This window comes from Fimbriimonadaceae bacterium, from assembly GCA_019638775.1.
Taxonomy (GTDB): domain Bacteria; phylum Armatimonadota; class Fimbriimonadia; order Fimbriimonadales; family Fimbriimonadaceae; genus JAHBTD01.
Window position 1 is genome coordinate 253,614 of the sequence record JAHBTD010000003.1, and the last position, 19,419, is coordinate 273,032.

At 54.4% G+C, this 19,419-nt stretch carries 18 protein-coding genes and 2 tRNA genes; 5 read left to right on the top strand and 15 right to left on the bottom strand.

Going from position 1 to position 19,419, the window contains the following annotated elements; genetic code table 11:
• Window positions 1-25 precede the first annotated feature (25 nt).
• Both KF784_12820 and KF784_12825 read right to left on the bottom strand, forming a co-directional pair.
• A complete protein-coding gene (locus KF784_12820) occupies window positions 26-409 on the bottom strand; it encodes a hypothetical protein (protein MBX3119942.1) in 384 nt (127 codons plus the stop codon).
• Window positions 410-614: 205 nt separating this feature from the next.
• On the bottom strand, window positions 615-2,501 hold the full coding sequence (locus tag KF784_12825; GenBank protein ID MBX3119943.1) for a response regulator: 1,887 nt from the start codon (window positions 2,499-2,501) through the stop codon (window positions 615-617).
• 821 nt (window positions 2,502-3,322) lie between these two features.
• Between KF784_12825 and KF784_12830 the strand changes: the two genes are divergently transcribed.
• Together KF784_12830 and KF784_12835 are read left to right on the top strand one after the other, a co-directional pair.
• A complete protein-coding gene (locus KF784_12830; protein ID MBX3119944.1) occupies window positions 3,323-3,838 on the top strand; it encodes a YggT family protein in 516 nt (171 codons plus the stop codon).
• Between the two features lie 155 nt (window positions 3,839-3,993).
• A complete protein-coding gene (locus KF784_12835) occupies window positions 3,994-4,551 on the top strand; it encodes a DUF1905 domain-containing protein (protein ID MBX3119945.1) in 558 nt (185 codons plus the stop codon).
• Window positions 4,552-4,651: 100 nt separating this feature from the next.
• Here the strand turns inward: KF784_12835 and KF784_12840 are convergent, their stop codons facing one another.
• The 3 genes from KF784_12840 to KF784_12850 form a co-directional block, all read right to left on the bottom strand.
• Window positions 4,652-6,256 (bottom strand): M1 family metallopeptidase, encoded by a 1,605-nt coding sequence (locus tag KF784_12840; GenBank protein MBX3119946.1) that lies wholly within the window; start codon window positions 6,254-6,256, stop codon window positions 4,652-4,654.
• A 169-nt stretch (window positions 6,257-6,425) separates the two neighbouring features.
• A tRNA-Val gene (locus tag KF784_12845) sits at window positions 6,426-6,500 on the bottom strand.
• Between the two features lie 537 nt (window positions 6,501-7,037).
• Complete coding sequence (locus KF784_12850; GenBank protein MBX3119947.1) at window positions 7,038-8,030, bottom strand: NAD(P)-dependent glycerol-3-phosphate dehydrogenase; 993 nt, start codon at window positions 8,028-8,030, stop codon at window positions 7,038-7,040.
• 277 nt (window positions 8,031-8,307) lie between these two features.
• Between KF784_12850 and gap the strand changes: the two genes are divergently transcribed.
• Window positions 8,308-9,318, top strand: coding sequence for a type I glyceraldehyde-3-phosphate dehydrogenase (gene gap, locus KF784_12855; protein MBX3119948.1), 1,011 nt, complete (start codon window positions 8,308-8,310; stop codon window positions 9,316-9,318).
• A 71-nt stretch (window positions 9,319-9,389) separates the two neighbouring features.
• Here the strand turns inward: gap and KF784_12860 are convergent, their stop codons facing one another.
• From KF784_12860 to KF784_12905, 10 genes are all read right to left on the bottom strand, one after another.
• Window positions 9,390-9,932 carry a DUF2752 domain-containing protein gene (locus KF784_12860; GenBank protein MBX3119949.1) on the bottom strand — a complete coding sequence of 181 codons (543 nt, stop codon included), beginning with the start codon at window positions 9,930-9,932 and terminating at the stop codon, window positions 9,390-9,392.
• A gap of 53 nt (window positions 9,933-9,985) precedes the next feature.
• Window positions 9,986-10,855, bottom strand: coding sequence for a tRNA pseudouridine(55) synthase TruB (truB, locus tag KF784_12865; GenBank protein ID MBX3119950.1), 870 nt, complete (start codon window positions 10,853-10,855; stop codon window positions 9,986-9,988).
• Window positions 10,837-11,814 carry a bifunctional oligoribonuclease/PAP phosphatase NrnA gene (locus KF784_12870; GenBank protein MBX3119951.1) on the bottom strand — a complete coding sequence of 326 codons (978 nt, stop codon included), beginning with the start codon at window positions 11,812-11,814 and terminating at the stop codon, window positions 10,837-10,839. The genes truB and KF784_12870 overlap by 19 nt, the downstream gene beginning before the upstream one ends.
• Before the next feature lie 102 nt (window positions 11,815-11,916).
• Complete coding sequence (locus tag KF784_12875; GenBank protein MBX3119952.1) at window positions 11,917-12,288, bottom strand: iron-sulfur cluster assembly accessory protein; 372 nt, start codon at window positions 12,286-12,288, stop codon at window positions 11,917-11,919.
• A gap of 14 nt (window positions 12,289-12,302) precedes the next feature.
• Window positions 12,303-12,788: an Rrf2 family transcriptional regulator gene (locus KF784_12880; protein ID MBX3119953.1), complete on the bottom strand. Its 486-nt coding sequence runs from the start codon at window positions 12,786-12,788 to the stop codon at window positions 12,303-12,305.
• 63 nt (window positions 12,789-12,851) lie between these two features.
• On the bottom strand, window positions 12,852-13,220 hold the full coding sequence (locus tag KF784_12885; protein ID MBX3119954.1) for a DUF59 domain-containing protein: 369 nt from the start codon (window positions 13,218-13,220) through the stop codon (window positions 12,852-12,854).
• Complete coding sequence (locus KF784_12890; protein ID MBX3119955.1) at window positions 13,213-13,668, bottom strand: hypothetical protein; 456 nt, start codon at window positions 13,666-13,668, stop codon at window positions 13,213-13,215. Before KF784_12890 ends, KF784_12885 begins: the two co-directional genes overlap by 8 nt.
• A complete protein-coding gene (locus KF784_12895) occupies window positions 13,665-14,117 on the bottom strand; it encodes an SUF system NifU family Fe-S cluster assembly protein (GenBank protein ID MBX3119956.1) in 453 nt (150 codons plus the stop codon). The genes KF784_12890 and KF784_12895 overlap by 4 nt, the downstream gene beginning before the upstream one ends.
• 118 nt (window positions 14,118-14,235) lie before the next feature.
• Complete coding sequence (locus KF784_12900) at window positions 14,236-15,453, bottom strand: cysteine desulfurase (protein MBX3119957.1); 1,218 nt, start codon at window positions 15,451-15,453, stop codon at window positions 14,236-14,238.
• A 33-nt stretch (window positions 15,454-15,486) separates the two neighbouring features.
• Entirely contained in the window at window positions 15,487-16,695 is a 1,209-nt protein-coding gene (locus KF784_12905) for a hypothetical protein (protein ID MBX3119958.1), read from the bottom strand.
• Window positions 16,696-16,782: 87 nt separating this feature from the next.
• On the opposite strand from KF784_12905, the gene KF784_12910 reads away from it, so the two are divergent.
• Together KF784_12910 and KF784_12915 are read left to right on the top strand one after the other, a co-directional pair.
• Window positions 16,783-16,869, top strand: a tRNA-Leu gene (locus tag KF784_12910).
• Between the two features lie 722 nt (window positions 16,870-17,591).
• Window positions 17,592-19,418, top strand: coding sequence for a protein kinase (locus tag KF784_12915; protein MBX3119959.1), 1,827 nt, complete (start codon window positions 17,592-17,594; stop codon window positions 19,416-19,418).
• The last annotated feature ends 1 nt before the right edge of the window (window position 19,419 follow it).

A 19,419-nucleotide genomic window follows, 5' to 3' on the forward strand; every position in this document is an offset into this window, starting at 1 on the left:
TCAGATTGAGGTGGCCTAAGAGTCACTATCGCCAAAAGCTGACGGTGATGTTGTCTTGCGCTGGGTTCTCCTTGACAGATCGCTCCCTTAACCGAACGCTGCCGTTCATGGGCCAAAAACCGTCGAACTGCTTTCTGTACTGAAGCCCATCCTCTTCTTGAACGCACGTCCAACCTTCCGATTCGAGTTCAGCCTGAAGACTTTTGACGGTTTCGTTTGGGCGTGTCAGCGTGTAATAGATCTGGACGCCGCTTCCGGTCCCGCATGAACCAGATTGAGGGATGGTTTTAAGTGTGTCAATCGTGCGAACGCAGTCAGGAATGCCGCGCCGTGCAAACTCCGGCCGAATGACTTCCCACGACTGCCACAGGAAAGCGGCAGTAATTCCAATAAGAACGAACCACTTCACGCAACTCCATTTTATAACCCAACCGCCCGAACTAGAACCATTTTTTACTAGCTTGCATTGTCATCATTGCACCTTGCAAGTTTGTGAAGGAGGGCAATGCCGACCAATAAATATGCCGCAATTTTTGATGCAAGTCGGGCTCTAACGCATCAATGGGATGGAAGGGAGCAGAAGGAATTTCCTATTGGAACTTGCAATGGCGTGATCAGGCTCCTGGGCCGTGCGCCGGGCTATCTCCCACTTTTAGCTCGCTTAGGATACGGTGAAGTGTTTGCCCCATTTCTGTAACTGTGTTCGGCTTCAAAATGAGTTCGCTGATACCCAGGTTTTTGGCCTGCTCCAAGTCTTTAGGCCGGATGTACCCGGTGACCATAATGATAGGCACTTCAGGGCGAATTGCTTGCATTTCATGAACAAGTGCAGGTCCATCCATATGGGGCATCGACATGTCGGTTATGACAAGGTCGAACCCGTACGGATCTGATCGGAACGCTTCAAGGGCCTCTCCTGGATGCTGGAAGCTAGCCACTTTATAATTCAGCCGTCGAAGCATACGGGTCATCATGTAAGCAAGCGCCTCATCGTCGTCCACGTACAGAATACGCTCTCCGTTGCCCTCTGCAACCTCGATTGGTTTCGGATCGGTCAGCTTTGCCTCGCCTTCGGCTGCCGGGAAGTAAATATGAAATACGGTCCCCTTGCCCGGCTCACTATAGACTGTGATGGCACCGTTGTGCCGTTCGACAATGCCATAGACGACAGACAATCCCAGCCCGGTTCCTTCTCCCTGAGCTTTGGTTGTAAAAAACGGCTCAAAAATGCGCTGAAGTGTTTGGGAGTCCATGCCGCTTCCGGTGTCTCCAAACGACACACGTAGGTATTTGCCAGGCTTGACACTAAGTAGCGAATTTGCAGTGGCATCGTCTAGAATCACCTGATTCACTTGAATATCAAGCTTTCCGTTCTTGCCGTGCATGGCGTGATGTGCATTAATGCCTAAGTTCAGAACTATCTGGTGAATGTCTGTGCTGTCGGCAAAGATCGGAGGTAAGTCAGGCTCGAAGTGCGTTTCGATCTCCATGCTTGCAGGCAGTGTTGCTCTAAGCAGTTTTGTCGCCTCCGAAAGCGTAGAGGACATGTCGATTACCTCAGCCCCTTTCTCTCTGGAACTGCTGAATGTGAGAATCTGTCGGACGACATAGGTGGCTCGGTTGACAGCCTTTTCAATTTCAGCAAGACTCTCTTGTGCAGGATGATGCGGCTCCATATCGCCGCGAACAAGCATCACATTTCCTGAGATGGCCGCGATGATATTGTTGAAATCGTGCGCGATACCGCCTGCCAGAGTCCCGATTGCTTCCATCTTCTGGGCTTGTCTTAATCTTTCATTGAGCTTCTTCTGTTCGGTGAGGTCTCTAACGAATCCGATAAAGATGTGCCCGTCCAGCTGTTTGTGGCACACAATACTAAGCTCAACAGGAAACTCACGACCGTCTTTAGCAAGAGCTGTCAGTTCCAGCCTGCGTCCAAGGATTCTCTCTTCCCCTGTTTCGACAAATCGGCGCAGTCCTTCCGTATGGGCATTGCGGTATTGTGGCGGTACGATTGTTTCGACAAGGAGTTTCCCTACGACCTCATCGCTGCTCCAGGCAAACATGGCTTCAGCATTCCGGCTCCAGAGGGTGATTGTTCCGTCGTCTCGAATTGCTATAATCGCGTCCATCGCCGAATCTACTACCAAGCGCCACATGTCTTCGCTGGACTTGAGCGATGTTTCGGCTTGATATCGCTGAGTTGCTTCGGTCTCTGCGGCTTCGCGCGCGTCAAACTCGCGAATCGCAGCGTTCCTCAAACGATTCTGCAAAGAGCCAACAATAAAGGTGAACAGCGGGAGATAGATTATGCCGCCGAGCAAACGTCGCATACCTTGAGCCGTGTATTCAAGAAGCAGGCCGGGAGTCGCATAAAACCATGCGAGGTAGCAGATCGTGATTGCGGAGCCAATCATTCCAGCGCGCAAACCCGAAAGGTAAGTCACGCACATGATAATGATCAAGATCGTGCCAGCCGGGTGCTGTATGTATCCGGTCATCGTGATGTTTGCATGAGCACTTGCGATCGCAAATGCGATTACAAAGATGCCCAGAGCTTGTCTAGTGATGCCAGGATAGGATGGGCGTACCCTTGGTTTAGTTCTCTGATTTGAGCGGGCACGGGGACGCCACTCCATTTTGCGATAAAACATCCGCATGCCTCCCTCTCTTGTTCTATCAGCGGCTTGATGCGAAAACAGAACTCTGCGCAGTATACATCGGTGTTGGACGAAGTTTAGTTCAACAGAGTTCGGTAGTTATTTCAATTAGATTTTTTTAACTTGACTTACCCTCGAAACGCGCTGCGAAAGCTGACAGATAGAATGGGCCGCAATCAAAGTCAGGATTCAGAAATATTAGTCTAAGTGATCAAAAATTCGCCATGTGCTGTTAGGCCAAGTCGTTCGTCTTTCAGCGTAGATGCCTTTGTGAGGTAGGTGCATAACACCGCAATTACAGCGTCATGAGTTGCATCCAGACAGCAAAGTATATCTGCTAGTATGAGGATAGATGTTTGGACTCTGATGTAGGATGGTCAGAATGCAGGCGAAAGCACTTGACAATTACTTGCTGGTCTGCCTATCGAAGCATTATCGACAATAGACCTTAATATATGCGACTTTTTGTCAAGAACGCTGGGCTATATTAGTGCATTCGATATTGATCCTAGCCCATGCCAAGAAGCTTGAAGCATCCTGCGTAATGACGAAGGAGGGCAAGATCATGCATGGTAGGGCCTAGTGCGTTTGGAACGCTCACGAATTCCCCCAAGTCGAACGTGTAAGGTGCTGCAAATTTTGTGGCTGCCACGGAGGAAAGTATGAGTAGTTATTCAAACTATGACGATGATCGCCTCATTAACCAACACGAGTCAGCAAAAGCTACCGTTGAGCACGACTTGAACGCTGAAATCTCACACCGAGCCGAGGAAGTCGTTCACAAGGACAAAGCCGTTCTTGATGATATGGCGGTGCAGGTTAAGAACAAAGCTGTCGCGGATGTGCAGAAAGCAGCGCGGCTGTCGGAGCGCCGGCAAAGGCTTGCTCGGACCGTGCAGGTCATCGACTTCCTTTTCTATGCCCTGTACGTATTGCTCGCCGTCCGCCTCATTCTTGGAATGATCGCGGCAAGATCGGACGCAGGGTTTGTGAAGTTCATCACAACCGTCACTGACCCGTTCTATGCGTTCTTCAAGGGCATCGTTCAAAGTCCTTCCGCTTCGGGCGGATACACGATCGTTCTGCCGATCTTGATCGCAATGGGCGCCTACGCCCTTCTCCACTGGGGTGTGCGAAGTCTCGCAAAGCTGATTGCTTACCGACAGTCGGAAATATGATCCCTATACAGTCAGTCCTCCCAAAGATTGACGGGAGGACTGACTGTGTTTTTGAACCAAGATTTTTTGTTCAAACAAACCAGTTGCTCACGACATAAAGTGAAGACTTCTTGAGAGTTCTTCAGGCTCTGCGTAAGCTAGAATACTAGCCGAAGATGTCCAAAGCCGCCACCGAAATTCGCTTTTCAGCAACACTTCACCGACCGGTTACGACCGAATCGGATGTTTCTTGGACCTTTTTGAACCTGCCCAAAGAAGCCAGCGATAAGCTCTCTTCCCGAGGCATGATGTCGGTTGAAGGAACCTTCAACGGCTCGTCGTTCGTGACCACGCTTTTACCCGACGGTGAAGGGGGCCACTGGATGAAGGTGGATCAGAAATTGCGCGAAGCGGCTGGAGCAAAGCCAGGCGACGTCATTGAATTGAAGATCGCTCCGGTTGCGAAGGAACCGGAGCCCGAAGTGCCGGAGGATGTTCTGGCAGCCCTGGAGGCGGCAGGGTCGGTGGCGATGGAGACTTGGCGGTCGATCACGCCGATCGCACGGCGAGACTGGATCTTCTGGATCGTCTCTGGCAAGAAGGCTGAGACAAGGATCAAGCGTATTCAGGTGGCTTGCGACAAGCTGTCGAAAGGGAACCGTCGACCGTGCTGCTTCGATCGGTCGGGGATGTATGACAAGAGTTTGAGCAGTCCGGTGGCGGAGGAAGTGTAAGAGTTGTAAGGATTGTAAGGGGTAAGGGTTGTAAGGAAGAGCATGATGATGATCGCGACCTTTATCCCTTACTCCTTACCCCTTACAATCCTTACTTTCCTTACCCCCTCAGCACCCACCCGTTCGGATCGACCGTCGGCTCAGCCCCTGAATAGCTCACCGACCCCTTCCTGCCGGTCATCGGAACCCTGACCGTCTTGCCATCCACAAGCACGTCGACGGGCATGGGGAAGAGGAGGCTCTCCGGCGTCACCCATTCGAGCTGAAGCACCCCGTTTGCGGCTTCCGCTTTGAGCACGGGAAGTTTCGCCTGCCGGACGTACACCTCGAAGAACCAGCGCAGGTCTTGCCCCGACTCCTTCGAGGCGATGTTCACATAGTCCTCGGTGGTGACCAGGCGCAAGGCTCGCCCGTCGGTCCACTTTTCCGACTCGGGCGTGGGGTACGCCATGCGGCGAATCGACCGCAGAAATGCCTCGTCGCCGATGAGATAACGCAGGGTGTGGAGCACGAGTGCGCCCTTGTCATAGATGTCGCCGCCGTAGGCTTCGCTGGAGGTTTCTTCGCGGGGGGCCACCGGGGCTTGGTTGCGAATGTTGCGTCGTCGGCCCTTCATGGCGGCGAAGTAGGCATCCTTTCCGCGAATCTGCTCGATATAGAAGGTGTCCAGAAAGCTTTGGAAGCCCTCATGAATCCACATGTCGCGCCAGTCGGCGTTTGAAACGAGGTTGGCCCACCACTCATGCCCAAACTCGTGCAGAAGGAGCCAGTCGAGCCCGTCGGGCGCGAACCGGTAGCGGTTGCCGTAGGCCACCGCAGTGGAATGCTCCATGCCAAGGTGAGGGGTCTCCACGAGCCCAAGCTTTACGGTTCGGAACGGGAACGGGCCGCAATACTTCTCCAAAAACGCGAGGTACTTTTTCAGCTCCTCGACCAGCTTCAGGGCCCTGTCCTTGTTCTCCGGCAGAACGTAGTAGTGGATCGGTATTGTCTCGCCGGCGACCGACTTTGCCGAACCTTTGACCAGATCATACGGCGCGGCGTTGAAGACCAGCGAATAGTTGTTGATGGGCAGGGGCATGTTCCACACAAAGGTAGAGGTTTTGTCGCTGTTTTTGACGGTCCTTTCCAGCGTGCCCGGACCCACGGCGATGAGCGGATCGGGGACCGTGAGCCGCATGATGGCTCGGTTTGGGCGGTCGGAGGGGTGGTCTTTACAGGGGAAGATCAGGTCGGCCCCGGCTCCTTGCAGGGCTACCGAAACCCAGTCGGCCCCGCTTGGCGTCTTCGCCCACACCGTGCCGCCGTCCCACGGCGCATTCTTGGCAGCGTGGGGCTTTCCTGCATAGGTGGACTCCACCCTAATGGGATCGCCCGGCTGCTTTGAGAGCGGGAAGTAGACCCGGATCATGCCCTTGAGGCGGTCGTAGCGAAGGGGGCTTTTGCCGTCGGTAACCTTGGAGACGGTGTAGGGATCGTCCAGGTCGATCAGGATGCTGCCGGTGGGGATGACCGCTTTGGCGTCCATGACGGTGGTGCCGGAAAGGGTCTTGGTCGCCGGATCGACCTTGATGGAGATGTCGTAGGCCAGGACGTCGTAGGCGGCCTGTTCCAGCTTGAGCGCGCCGCCCGAGATGTGCTTGGGCGCGGTCTGGGGGTGAGCGGCTGTTGCAAGGAGCAGCGGAAGGACAGCAGTTGCGATCATGCTGCGCTTAGTATAGGCCGGGATATGGGACGAGATGAACACTTTGAAATGACATATGCGCGGTCGAATGGCGGTCGATCATTCTTCGAAGAATTGGGATAACTGCACGGAGTCATAACCGAAGTATTGAAAGACCATGACGGGAATCCGGAATGGACAACAAATAAGATGGTGGGCGGTACAGGATTTGAACCTGTGACCCCTACAGTGTCATTGTAGTGCTCTACCACTGAGCTAACCGCCCGTAAGGAGGGTTTCATTATGGGCGCGGCGCGCATTTCAAGTCAAGCGAGGGGGTCTTCGGTCGTGAGTGGTGAGTGGTGAGTCGTGAGTCGTGAATCGTGAATCGTGAATCGTGAATCGTAAGTAGAGAGGTGTGAGTCGGCAATCGGCAATCTGCAATCAGCAATCGGCAATCTACAATCTACAAGCGACAGTCACCGATCCCTACAATTTCCCCTAAAATTTGCTTGAATCTGCCGATTTGGCCAACGCCAGAGCCCAATCTGACGTATTTACGAGTAGAGCCGGACCGACGAAGCGCCAAAAACTATCTTGTTGCTGGAGCGATCCGGCGGCTACAGCGAAAGGGAGGATTTCCATATGACAAAGAATTCGCAGTTCGTGTTACCCAGATGGACCGGAAGCCTCTTCGTCGCGGAGAAAAAGAACGGCGATTAGTTTCGCGGCTCTAACCCAAATTAGGGACCGTGTGACGGTCCTCGTATAAAAGAATCTGCCCCCGCTTAGTCGGGGGCTTTTCTATGGGTAATCAATCAGGTTAATCTTCCGTAAGTTGGAGCTCTCTTTTCGGCATCTGCTCCATCAGCAGCCCAACCGCTTCCAAAGGCTTCATCCTGCCGCGCAGAACGGTGTCAATCGCTTCAATCACAGGCAAGCGAACCATCCTTTGGCGGGCGAGGACAAGAATGGCCTCAGCAGTAGTCACCCCTTCCGCAACTTGCCCGACCTTTTCCAGAGCGTCATGAAGGTTGTCCCCTTCACCAATCAGGTGCCCGACGCGGTAGTTCCGGCTGAGGTTGCTTGAGGCGGTGGCAAAAAGGTCACCCACACCCGCAATCCCCATAAAAGTTTCAATCCGCCCGCCCATGGCGAGGCCAATCTTGGCGATCTCCCCAAGCCCACGGGCAAGCAGAGCGCCCTTGGTATTGTCGCCAAACCCAAGGCCGTCGGAGATTCCCGCTCCGATGGCAAGTACATTCTTGAGCGAGCCAGCCAACTCGACACCGGCAACGTCGTCGGTGATGTACACACGGTAGGTGCGGCAGTTGAATGCGCAGGCCACCTTCTCCGCCATCTGAAGGTCCTTCGCTGCGACGACGGCTCCCGTGGGGATTCCGCGCACAATCTCGATGGCTAGATTCGGCCCGCTGATGACGGAAACCTGCACATCAGGCCGGACCTCGGTGACGACGTCGTGCAGAAGCTGCGGTCCGTGGGTGTCCATCCCCTTCGAGGCGATGGTCACGACCGGGTTCTCACCCTGGACCAAGCTCATTGCAGCGCGAACCCCGTGGCTTGGCACCGCCATTACCCAAAGGTCGCTGGGCTTTAGGTCGGTTGGATCGGAGGTGATGCGGACGTCGGTTGGGATGGCAAATCCGGGGAGGTAGCGCAGGTTTTCGCGAACGCTGGACATGACCAGCATCTCCTCGCTTTCGCGTCCAAAAAGCGTGACTTCGTGACCATTGCGGGCGAGCAGGATCGCCAAAGCGGTGCCCCAACTCCCAGCCCCAAGAACAGTCACAGTCATGCGGATGATTATACGGAATTTGGGAGGGCATCACTCCGTTGATGCCGTGCGACTGTGAGAAAGAAATGAGTGATGCAGGTTGTGCGATATCCGTGATCCGTAATCCGATATCCAAACGCCGACCATGTAGCGCTCCGTTGTTGCTGTACGAAACGCGGCAACGACGACGCGTTACTCTCCGAGGGGACGAGACGCCCATACCCAAACATGCCCCACAGGTACACTCAGGTTAGCCTGAGCGATGCCGCACAGGCCAGTTTTCAAGGAATCTCACGCTATGGCAATCCGCATCGGAATCAACGGTTTTGGCCGCATCGGCCGTCTTTCGCTTCGCACCATGCTCGCTCGATATCCGGGTGAATTCGATGTCGTTGCCGTCAACGATCTCACGGACACCGCAACGAATGCCTACCTCTTTAAGTACGACACCACGTACGGCCCTTTTGATGGAACGGTTGAGCAGGACGATTCCTCCCTTACCGTTAATGGCGACAAGATCAAGGTCTTTGCCCAAAAGGACCCGGCACAGATTCCTTGGGGAGATGTCGGCGCGGACATCGTTATCGAATCAACAGGCTTCTTCACTGATGCGACCAAAGCAGCAGCCCACCGCGAAGCGGGCGCAAAGAAGGTCATCATCTCGGCACCGGCAAAGAACGAAGATGTGACTATCGTTCTCGGCGTGAACGACAACATGTACGATCCGGCGAACCACCACGTCATCTCCAACGCGAGCTGCACGACCAACGGCCTCGCCCCCGTTGCCAAGGTCATGCACGAGAAGTTTGGGATTGAGAAGGGTCTGCTGACCACGGTCCATGCCTACACAAACTCGCAGAGCACCGTCGATACCGCCAAGAAGGACCTGCGCGATTCTCGAGCCGCCGCCGAGAACATCGTTCCCAGCAGCACCGGCGCAGCAAGGGCCGTGGGCTTGGTTATCCCTGAGCTGAAGGGAAAGTTCACAGGCATGGCGTTCCGTGTTCCAACCCGAACAGTTTCAGTAGTGGACTTTACCGCTCTGCTCAGCAGAGACGCCTCGGTGGAAGAGATCAACGCCGCCATGAAAGAGTATGCCGACGGTTCGCTCAAAGGGATTCTGCAATACTCGGACGAACCACTCGTGAGCAGCGATTTGATTGGCAACCCCTACAGCTCGATCTTTTCCGCTGTTGACACGGTTGGCCTTGGAAACTTCGTGAAGGTCGTGGCCTGGTACGACAACGAGTGGGGCTATAGCTGCCGCATCGCCGACCTGTGCAGCTTCCTGTCGAAAAAGGGTTTCTAAGAGCGCCAGGACTGAACGATGAAACAGGCCCGTAACACTTGGTGTTACGGGCCTGTTTGGCTTTGACCTCGTTATGGCGTCTTCTTAGGTTGAGGGGGGTCTTCCGTTGTGGCCGCCTTCTTTGTGGTTTGCGGGGTGTTCGTGCTCAATCCAGGAATGCCCCAATACTTTCCAACATACTGATTGGGATCGGTCACATAGAAGCGGACAATGCCAAAAACCATGTAGGCGGTGAGCAAGCAACCGAGCGCCCAAGTGCCGCTACGTGTGCCTATATCGAACTTGATGCCGCGAACGTATCCATAAAGGCAAACAAGGGCAGATATCGTAAATGCGAGATATAGGATTGGCCCAAAGGGGTTCGCTTGGACAGCATGCGTGAACTGCCCGTGCACCATAGACGTAAAACTCGTGGTCAACCCACATCCTGGGCAGGGTCGCCCAAAGACAAGAACGCTTGGGCACGGGGGCAGGCCAAGCTGCTGATGCGTACCGTGGCCATTGGGGTTGGGAGTCAAGAACAGAGCTACGCCGGTTACACATACCCAGATCAAAAACCACACCAGGTGGCTTCCGAGTTGTCTTCGTGTCAGGCCAAGCGTTCGTTGAATCATCTCGACACTACTATGCTACGCTATGCGAGCGGGGATAGGATGCGATACCGCGACTAATTGCCGGTGACAGCTTCTAATGGCAAGACGCACTCGGGCTGGATTTTTCCTTCTTCGATCCGTCCAACCCCAATGACATAGCCGCCAAGGTCCTGTAGGGCCACCAATGGCTCTCCAAGGGTTTCTGGAGCAGCTAAGCGTTGCCCCTGTCTAAAAGTGATCTCGTCCGATGGGCTGAGCCGCAGCAAGGGCATCGGCGGCAATGCTTCGGAAAGAGGAATCAGATCGGAAGGTGTCACCGTTTCGAGGGCAACGGCATCTTCGACTCGGAACTTGCCTGCCCGCGTACGCAAAAGGCTGCTCATATAAGCCCCACACCCCACCGCTTCGCCAAGATCGTGCGCTAACGAGCGCATGTAAGTGCCGCCTGAGCATTCGATCTCGAAAGTCGCCTTGTTTTCCTCGATTGAGAGCAGTTCGTATCGGCCGATGTGGACGCTCCGAGGCTCGCGATGAACGTCTTGCCCTGCCCTGGCATATTTGTACATTGGCTTGCCCTGTACTTTGACGGCGCTGTAGATCGGCGGCAGCTGCTCAATCAGCCCCATAAACGTAGGCTTGCAGAGTTCGATACGTTCACATAGGTCAAGCGGGACATCAACGCGATCCGACAGGGTGCCTTCACCGTCGTAGGTATCTGAGGTCTGTCCAAAAGTGAACTCACAGACGTAAACTTTGGGTTCGAGCGGCAGATACTGAAGGAATCGTGTAGCCGGTCCAACCGCGACGACAAGAAGGCCAGTGCCGAGTGGATCGAGTGTGCCAGCGTGTCCGATCCGCTTCGTTTCAAATCGGCGTCGGAGAATGTTGATGACGTCGTGGGACGTTATCCCTTTTGGCTTGTCGACTAAGAGTATCCCAAGCACGCGCGCAACCTCGGAATCACGGCGTCGATCACTTCATCGATCGAGCTCTCAAAGGAGCACCCGGCAGCGTTCTTGTGCCCTCCGCCCCCAAACTCACGGCCAACCTCGGCGACATCGTACTCCGCACGTGAGCGGAGACTTACGCGAACACGGTTCGGCTTGTGCTCTCGGAAGAGCGCCGCAATCTGCACAGTGCGTATCGAAAGCAGTTCGTTGACAAACCCTTCCGTGTCTTCATCGCTGGACCCGGCGGACTCAAAGTCTCGCAGAGTCAGCGGGGCCCAAGCTAGCTGCTCGTCGCACTCAAGGACCATCTTTTCCAGCATGTAGCCTTGGAGACGTGCCGCTGAGAATCGCTTCCGATGGAAAATCTCTTCGCTCACGAGGTTAATATCTGCCCCGCATTCGAGCAAGAACCCCGAAAGATGCAAGGCCTCGGGGCTTGTGTTTCGGAACCGGAAACTACCGGTATCGGTGACGATTCCCGTCAACAAGCAGGTTGCCATTTCTGGTGTGACGTCCGCGTCCAACTCTTTGAATAGGCGAGTCAAGATCAGCGCCGTCGCAGCGGCCTCAACGTCGATGATTCGGAAGTCTCCAGGCGCCTCGTGGGGAACGTGATGATCCACGACAATAAGCTTGAAGCAATGATCGAAGAACGGCGCAGTAGAGCCCAAACGCTCGGTGGAATCGAGGTCCAAAATTATTCCGAGGTCGTGCTTTTCGTTCTCCGGTTCCTGTCGAACCCGGCCCACGCCGGGCAAGAACAAAAGGTTTTGCGGTGGTGCATGGTGGCAGACGATCTCATTCTGAACGCCTAGAGCGTCGAGATAGTGAGAAACTGCCAAAGCCGAACCCAACGCGTCGCCGTCGGGATTCAGATGAGTGCCGATGAGGACGGAGGATGCTTTTTGGACTTCCGCTTGAAATTTCTTGGCCAGCGTGATGGTCTGACTCACCTTTATCCTTATCCTGCGCGGACGGAGATCAAAATGACCCCAACAGGAATGAACTCCCGCTTGGGCAGCCTCGCTGCCCGGGAACATGATACTCGAATCGACTCAGATCCCTTTGGGAGTGAAACTCGTACCACAGCCACAGCTGCGTGCTGCATTGGGGTTCTCAAACTGAAACCCACCGCCTATGAGATTGCCCGTGTAATCAAGCGTCGAACCTGCAAGAAATCGGGCTGATTTGCGATCACAAACCACGGTCACCCCATCGACTTCGAGGGACATATCCCGCTCTGTTAGCGCCGTATCGATCTTCGTCAGGTACTCAAATCCAGAACAGCCGCCACCTTTTACTCCGACGCGCAGGAAAGCTTCCGAACGTCCGTCCTTTTCCAAAATCTGCTTTAGGCGGACAATGGCGCTTGGAGTAAGCGTCACGGGGAACTCAACAGTCGCTTCGGTGAGGGACGTTTCCGACATATCTCTTCCTACGCTTAGCGGTTTGCGGCAATACGATCTTTGGGTATAGAGGTCTGAATCTGGATGAGTTGGTTTTGTTCTGCCTGAACCTTATCCAAGATCTCTTTCAAGGTGATCTTGCTCACGACGCTGTCAATCGCAGTCTGTATATCGGCCCACAGGCACATGATTGCGCACTCACCTTCGTGGACGCAGGTGCCGATGGAGCCGCTGTGGCGCCCACAGAACCCTTTGTCGTAGAGTTTGCCTCCAAGCTGTGCAAGGACCTCTCCAATCACAATCTCTTCGGGGGGCTGCGCCAGGGCATAACCGCCCGAGTGTCCTCGAGTGCTGTTGATATAGCCACCTTTGCGTAGGATCATGAGCAGCTTGGCGACATGAGGCTCGCTCAGCTCCTCAGCCTTACTGATCGTGGGGATGGTGACGCTGCCTTCCGGATACTCTTTCGCCACGCGAAGCAAGCACCTCAACCCATATTCTTCTTGTGCGCTTAACTTCATAACTCCTCAAAAATCGACAAAGGCCCGTCTCCATTATAGGCGACCGTCCTCAAACTCACCAGATCACAGCAAACCCAGCATCAACTTCACTTCGTCCGAAACCATATCCAAAGTGAACGGAGGGTCCCACGTCAGTTCAACCTTTGCGTCCGTCACACCCGGCACAAATTTCACTTTTTCCTCAACTTCGAGCGGGAGCGATTCAGCGACTGGGCAGGCCGGAGAAGTGAGCGTCATCAGCACGTTTACAAAGCCATTCTCATCGGCTGAGACGTTATAGATCAGCCCGAGATCGTGAATATTGACTGGGATTTCGGGGTCGTAGATTGAGCGCAATGCTTCAATGACCTCACTTTCCAGCATTGAACGTTCGATGGTGTTGAGGGTCTTTGATTGCGAGTTTGGTGTAGACATATCGATCGGTTTAGGCATGGCTCTTTTCTAAGCGCTCCCATAGAGAATTTACGTCATTGCGATCTGCCCATCGCATGACATACCACGCCGTGAGGCTAAGGGGCAGGAGAATGGGAACGCATACTGTTGCGATTATCCCGTACGCGGCGAGTGCCTCAGCAGCTGAGATGGCACGGGCGGCGGCCAGAACAAGGCAAAAAAGGGCGATGTTTGTCAGGCTGATGAGATACGCATATCCGCCTGCTCCAGGCCCTGTTATGGAGACGATTTTCTTTCGGAAGAGAAAGGCAACCGTAAGGCCTGTGACGGCACCAAGCGGGCCGAGCCACAGCCAAATCAAGGGTCCAAGCTTGCCTATATATTCGACCCCCGCCACAAAAAGGCTGATGATCGACGCGAGCACTACTGTCGCGAAGTAGCCGACAATAGCTGCCATTACGTAGTAGAACCCGACTAATCTCTTCACTCTGTCGTCACCGCCTGGCCGGAATCTTTCAAAGCTGCTTCCATCGCATGCCAGGCAAGCGTGGCGCATTTGATCCTTACGGGAAACTCGCGCACACCGGCCAAGGCAGCGAGCTGGCCCATCTCTTCTACGTCGGCCTCCCCCACGCCTGTTGCCATCTCCCGGAACCTGCGAAAGAGGTCTTGAGCCTCCTCAACGGTCTTTCCGGTGACTTCTTCGGTCAACATCGAAGCCGATGCAGTCGAGATTGCACACCCCGCGCCATCGAAATGGGCGGATATGACCGTGCTGTGGTCAACGGTGAGATAGATCGAAACCTGATCGCCACATAGGGGGTTAAAGCCTTCGGCGCAGCAGCTATATTCAGCGGGCACGCCAAAGTTTCGGGGCCGCTTGCTGTGGTCCAAAATGACCTCTTGGTAGAGTTCACGAAGGTCGATGCTGGACATTTCTACTTCTATTGTGAAGCATTCCTTGATTGGCCTCTTGGGATGCTCCTTTAAATAGTCTGCAGCCACGGGTCTGTTTGATTTCGGGCTAAGCACCGACAACGAGCAGACTTACGAATCAGCCCAGAATCTCTTTCGCTTTTCGCACAGCTCTCTGCAAAGCATCCAAGTCCGACTTCATCGTATACATACCAAGGCTCGCCCGTGCCGTTGCCGGAACTCCCATTCGCTTCATGAGTGGCATTGTGCAATGATGTCCGGCGCGTATGGCGATCCCTTCGGCGTCCAGAACGGTGCCGAGATCGTGCGGGTGAACGCCTTCAAGCGTGAAGGCCAGAATCCCCGCCTTTTCACGTGCCTGGCCTCGGATCGTGAGCCCAGGAATATCGCTGAGGAGCTGGGTTCCATAGGCGAGTAGCTCGTGCTCGTAGCTTGCAATGGCTTCTTTTCCAATCGACTGCACGTAATCGATCGCCGCGCCAAGTCCAATAAAGCCTGCAATATTGGGCGTCCCTGGCTCGAATTTGGCAGGGATCTCGGCGTAAGTGGTCTTCTCAAAGCTGACGGTGCGGATCATGCTCCCGCCGCTTTGATAAGGGGGCATCTTTTCGAGCAAAGTTCGCTTGCCATAGAGAATTCCGGTTCCTGTTGGTCCGTAAATCTTATGGCAGCTCAGTGTGTAGAAGTCGGCGTCGATGTCTTGAACATTGATTTGGAGGTGAGGCCCGCCCTGGGCACCGTCAACAAGACAGATCGCGCCGTGCTTCTTGGCCATGGCGATCATCTGCTTCGCAGGATTGATGGTGCCGATGGAGTTGCTGATGTGAACGAGAGCAACGATCTTTGTTTTTTCAGACAGGAGTTGCTCGTACTCCTCAAGAATGACCTCTCCGTCGTCGTTGATGGGAGCGACTCTGAGCACGGTTCCTATCTGCTCGCACAAGATTTGCCAAGGCACGATGTTTGAGTGGTGCTCCATCGTGGTGATGACGATCTCGTCCCCTGCCTTCAGAAATGTGCGCGCGTAGCTTTGCGCGACGAGATTGATCGCTTCTGTACAACCCTTGGTGAAGATGATCTCGGCCTCTTCACGAGCGTTGACGAAGGCGCGAACTTTCTCTCTCGTTGATTCAAATGCGTCGGTCGCCAACTGACTGAGCGTGTGCACTCCTCGGTGGACGTTTGCGCTGTTTTCGGCGTAATAGGCCCGCGTGGCTTCAATGACTGGTTTGGGTTTCAGGGCCGTTGCCGCGCTGTCCAAATAGATGAGCGGCTTGCCGTGAATCGTCCGGCTAAGCGCCGGGAAGTCGTCCCGCACTTTCTCCCCAATATTCATGATCGTGGGCGAATGGGCCATGGCATTTAATCGCTACGGCTGGTTCATCGAGAACACATTTGCGTCGAAGACGTATTCGTACTCTTTGATTTTTCGCAGCGCCGATTCAGACGGGCCTTTGTCCATCGAGATCTGAGCGATTGCCGACTTTGCTCCTCCGAGAACGATGTTCTCCATTTCTTGAACACTGATGCCTTCATCTTTCAGTACGCCTAGAATATGGGAGAGCACACCCACTCGGTCAACATGCCTGGCGACCATTACATGAGAGGCGATCTCCGCTTTCTTCACATTGACCACATTCGGGACACTGCCCGTTGCCTTGTACTCTCGCACGATCCGCACAGTCTCCATGGCGACCGCTTCCTGAGCTTGATCGGTGCTTGCGCCGATGTGGTGAGTGCAATAGACTCTTGGGTTGTCCTTCAAAGGACCTTCGTACGCGGCTTCTGCTGTATCCGGCTCGCCGTTGAAGACATCAAGTCCGGCAAAGAGCTTCTTCGCCTCCAGCGCTTCGAGCAATGCATCTTGGTCAATAACCTCGGCTCGGCTCGTGTTGATGATGTAAGCGCCATCGCGCATGGCATCAAAGAATTTTTTGCTAAGCATTCCCCGCGTATCGTTGGTCAGGCTGACGTGGATGCTCACAACGTCGGCTTGACGGGCAAGCTCTTCCAGGGATTCGGCGCGTCCAATTCCAAGAGCAGCCGCAACATCAGCGGTCATCCAGCGGCTGTAAGCGATGACGTGCATGCCGAACGCTCTTGCGCGCACGATCATCTCTTGCCCGATCCTGCCCATGCCTACAAGGCCAAGAGTGCGTCCGTAAAGTCCCTTTGCCTTGCTGTACTGCTTCTTGTTCCATTTGCCGTCGCGCAGATCGATCACATTGTCGGGAATGTGCCTATCGATAGCCAGCATCAATCCAAAGGCGAGTTCGGCGACCGCCTGGCTGTTTTTGCCCGGGCAGTTCGTCACGTAAATGCCGTTTTCACTTGCGGCGGCCACGTCGATTGTGTTGTAGCCTGCTCCAGCTCGGATAATCACGGCGAGCTTGGAGCCTGTGACCATAGGGGCAGTCACCTTCGTCGAGCGCACGACCAAGACTTCACAGCCCGTCTCCTTGATCGCTGCTTCCAGCGCAGCATCCTTTAAATCGGGTTGAAAATCAACGATGACGCCCAAGGACTCCAGGCCTTCAAGGCCGATCTTTTCGAACTTATCCGCAACGAGCACCTTCATAGAATGAAGTTTACCGATAAGGAGCGTCCTAAATGGACCGAATCGGCGACTGGCCCGTCAGGTAAGATTTCATCCCTCTCGCCCCGTGCCGGGGTGGCGGAATGGTAGACGCGGCGGTCTCAAAAACCGCTGGCTCAAAAGGTCGTGCGGGTTCGAGTCCCGCTCCCGGCACCAAACTCCTTTTTTCAGCCTATGGGCCCAGGAGCGTCAGCCCACCAGTAAATCGTTGGCGTTTTGGCGTGAGCTGCTTCGTGCGCCAACTATTCATTTAGATACGAAAGGGGAGAAATAAAAAGAAACGCGCTCGAATCGCTGGACCGAAGTCCGTTGCTCGAGCGCGCTCTATGCGCTAACTGTCAAATGCTTCCGAAGAAGCTTCATCCTTTTAGCGCTGTAGACTTCTTGCAAAGCTTTGTAACCGAAGTTACGCAACTGGTCCGCAAGCATTCTACGGTTCGCCAGTGGAACGGTCTTAGTCGAGTCCACTCCGCTCCGAAGAGCGTTCACCGATCTCCTCAGTGAAGACTTTGCTGCCGCTTCTCTCTGGCCGCGGAATCCGATCGGCGCACCTCTCGTTTTCCGTGCTCGGCCTTGATCGCCGGCTGCATGAATAATGTATCACGTCCAGAAGCCGAATGCAACAAGAATTTCATTTTGTTTTCCACAGGAAAAGTGGAAAACATAGGGGATAATGGCAACAGGCCTGGTATCGAAAAGCATTGAGCCAGAAGGTTGTAGAGTTATCTTTGTACAAGACGATCTAATGCTTACAAAAGCGTCGAATTAGAACGGATCATCCACACTCTGCGTATGAGTAAATCGTCCAATCGTGTAGATTGAGCCTGTGTGAACCTGAACAAGCTCGACGTTCGTACCGTTCTATACAGTAGGCCCTCATGAGCGACCATTCCGTCGGCACCCTCGGCAAGTATCAGATCATCCGCGAAATTGCGCGGTCGAATGATATCGTCTACGAGGCCTATGATCCCGTGATGAACCGCAGGGTTGCTCTAAAGGAGCTCGCCATGCCGGGTGGCGCATCCCAACAAGCACGGGAAGAACGCACAAAGCGCTTCCTGCGCGAGGCAAAAGCTGCTGGGAGCATGGCGGACCCCAACATCGTCACGATCTACGAGTACGGTGAAGAGAACGGACGCCATTACATTGCGATGGAGTACCTGGACGGGCACACTCTGCGCAATGAAATCGACACTCAGGGTTTTCTTGAGTTGGGTGAGAGCTTCAGAATCGCACGCGAAGTTCTCAAAGCGCTCGAATATGCTCACAACAAAGGCGTCATTCATCGCGACATCAAACCGGACAACATCCAACTCCTCCCCGACGACCGCGTCAAAATCACTGACTTCGGAATTGCGCGACTTACTTTTGAACCGAACATCACGATGGACGGGCAGGTGTTCGGAACTCCGAGCTACATGTCCCCCGAGCAAGTTGTAGGAAAAGAGATTGACGTCCGCAGTGACCTTTTCAGCGTCGGCGTCATTCTCTACGAGATGATCGGCGGGCAGAAACCGTTCCCTGGCGACAGCGTGGTCGCCATCACCCACGCGATCATGAACCGCGAGCCTGACCAACCGAGGCAAGCAAACCACGTCGTGTGGCAATTCTTGATGCGGGCGATGGACAAGAGTCCACAGCTGCGTTTCCCTTCGGCAACGGCGATGATCGCCGCACTCAACCAAGCCGAGGCATCGACAAAGTCGGTAGTTGCCGACCCCGGACCGACTATGGGCGGCCCGCCGCTCGCCTCAAACAACTACGGCCAGCCGAACCCCTATGCTCAGCCTAATCCTTACGGACAGCAACAGCCAATTGCTGCACCGCCGATTAACAACCCTTACGCATATCCGCAGCCACCCGGTCAACCCGCGCCTCCGCCGACCTATCCCTACAATCCATACAGCCAGAACCAACTTCCTCAGCAGATGGTGCCAGGCTCGTACGTGCCGCAGCAACCGGGCAACGTTTATCCGCCAGTTCCGGTGTACTATCCGCCTCCGCCTCGACAACCTCTTTTCAAGCCGGAGACGAAGCAGTTTCTCGGGAAACTATTCCTAACGATCTTGATTCTGGGGACCCTGTTTGCGCTCGTGTTTGTGGCGCTCACCTCGCTTAACTCAGCGATCCAACAAGCAAACCGACAAGAGCAAGACCAGAGAATTGTGGCTCAGCTCAATGCGCAGGACTCTAGCAAGCCCATCGAAGATCGGATTGAAGAGCGCCAAGCGATGATTCGTCAACTGCGTGACACAGTTACGATCAACACCGAGAATAAGAACCTGGCGGTTCTCTATGAACAACTCGGCAAGCAAAAACTTGCAATGCAGGATTTCATTGCCGCCGAGCTCGCCTTTCGACAAGCGCTGTCGTTAGATTCCAAAAACCCGGCGTATGCCAGCGATTTGGGTGACCTCATCTATCGCTTTTCGAGGAATGCAGCCACCTCGAACGAACGAGCGAAGCTTCTTGCCCAAGCAGCCGAGTTTTGGCGTCAAGCATTCGTCAACGAGACCGACCCGAAAGTTAAGGCAAAGTACGGCACTGGCGCAGCCGTGGCTCTCTACGATTTAGCCCGTGAGCAGCTCCAAATGAATATCTCGGACTTGGCAAAGGAGAATCTGTACAGCGCACGGGAATACGAAGACCCAAACTCTGAATTGGGTCGACGAATCCAGCAACTTCTTGACCAGCTTACGCGGTGAG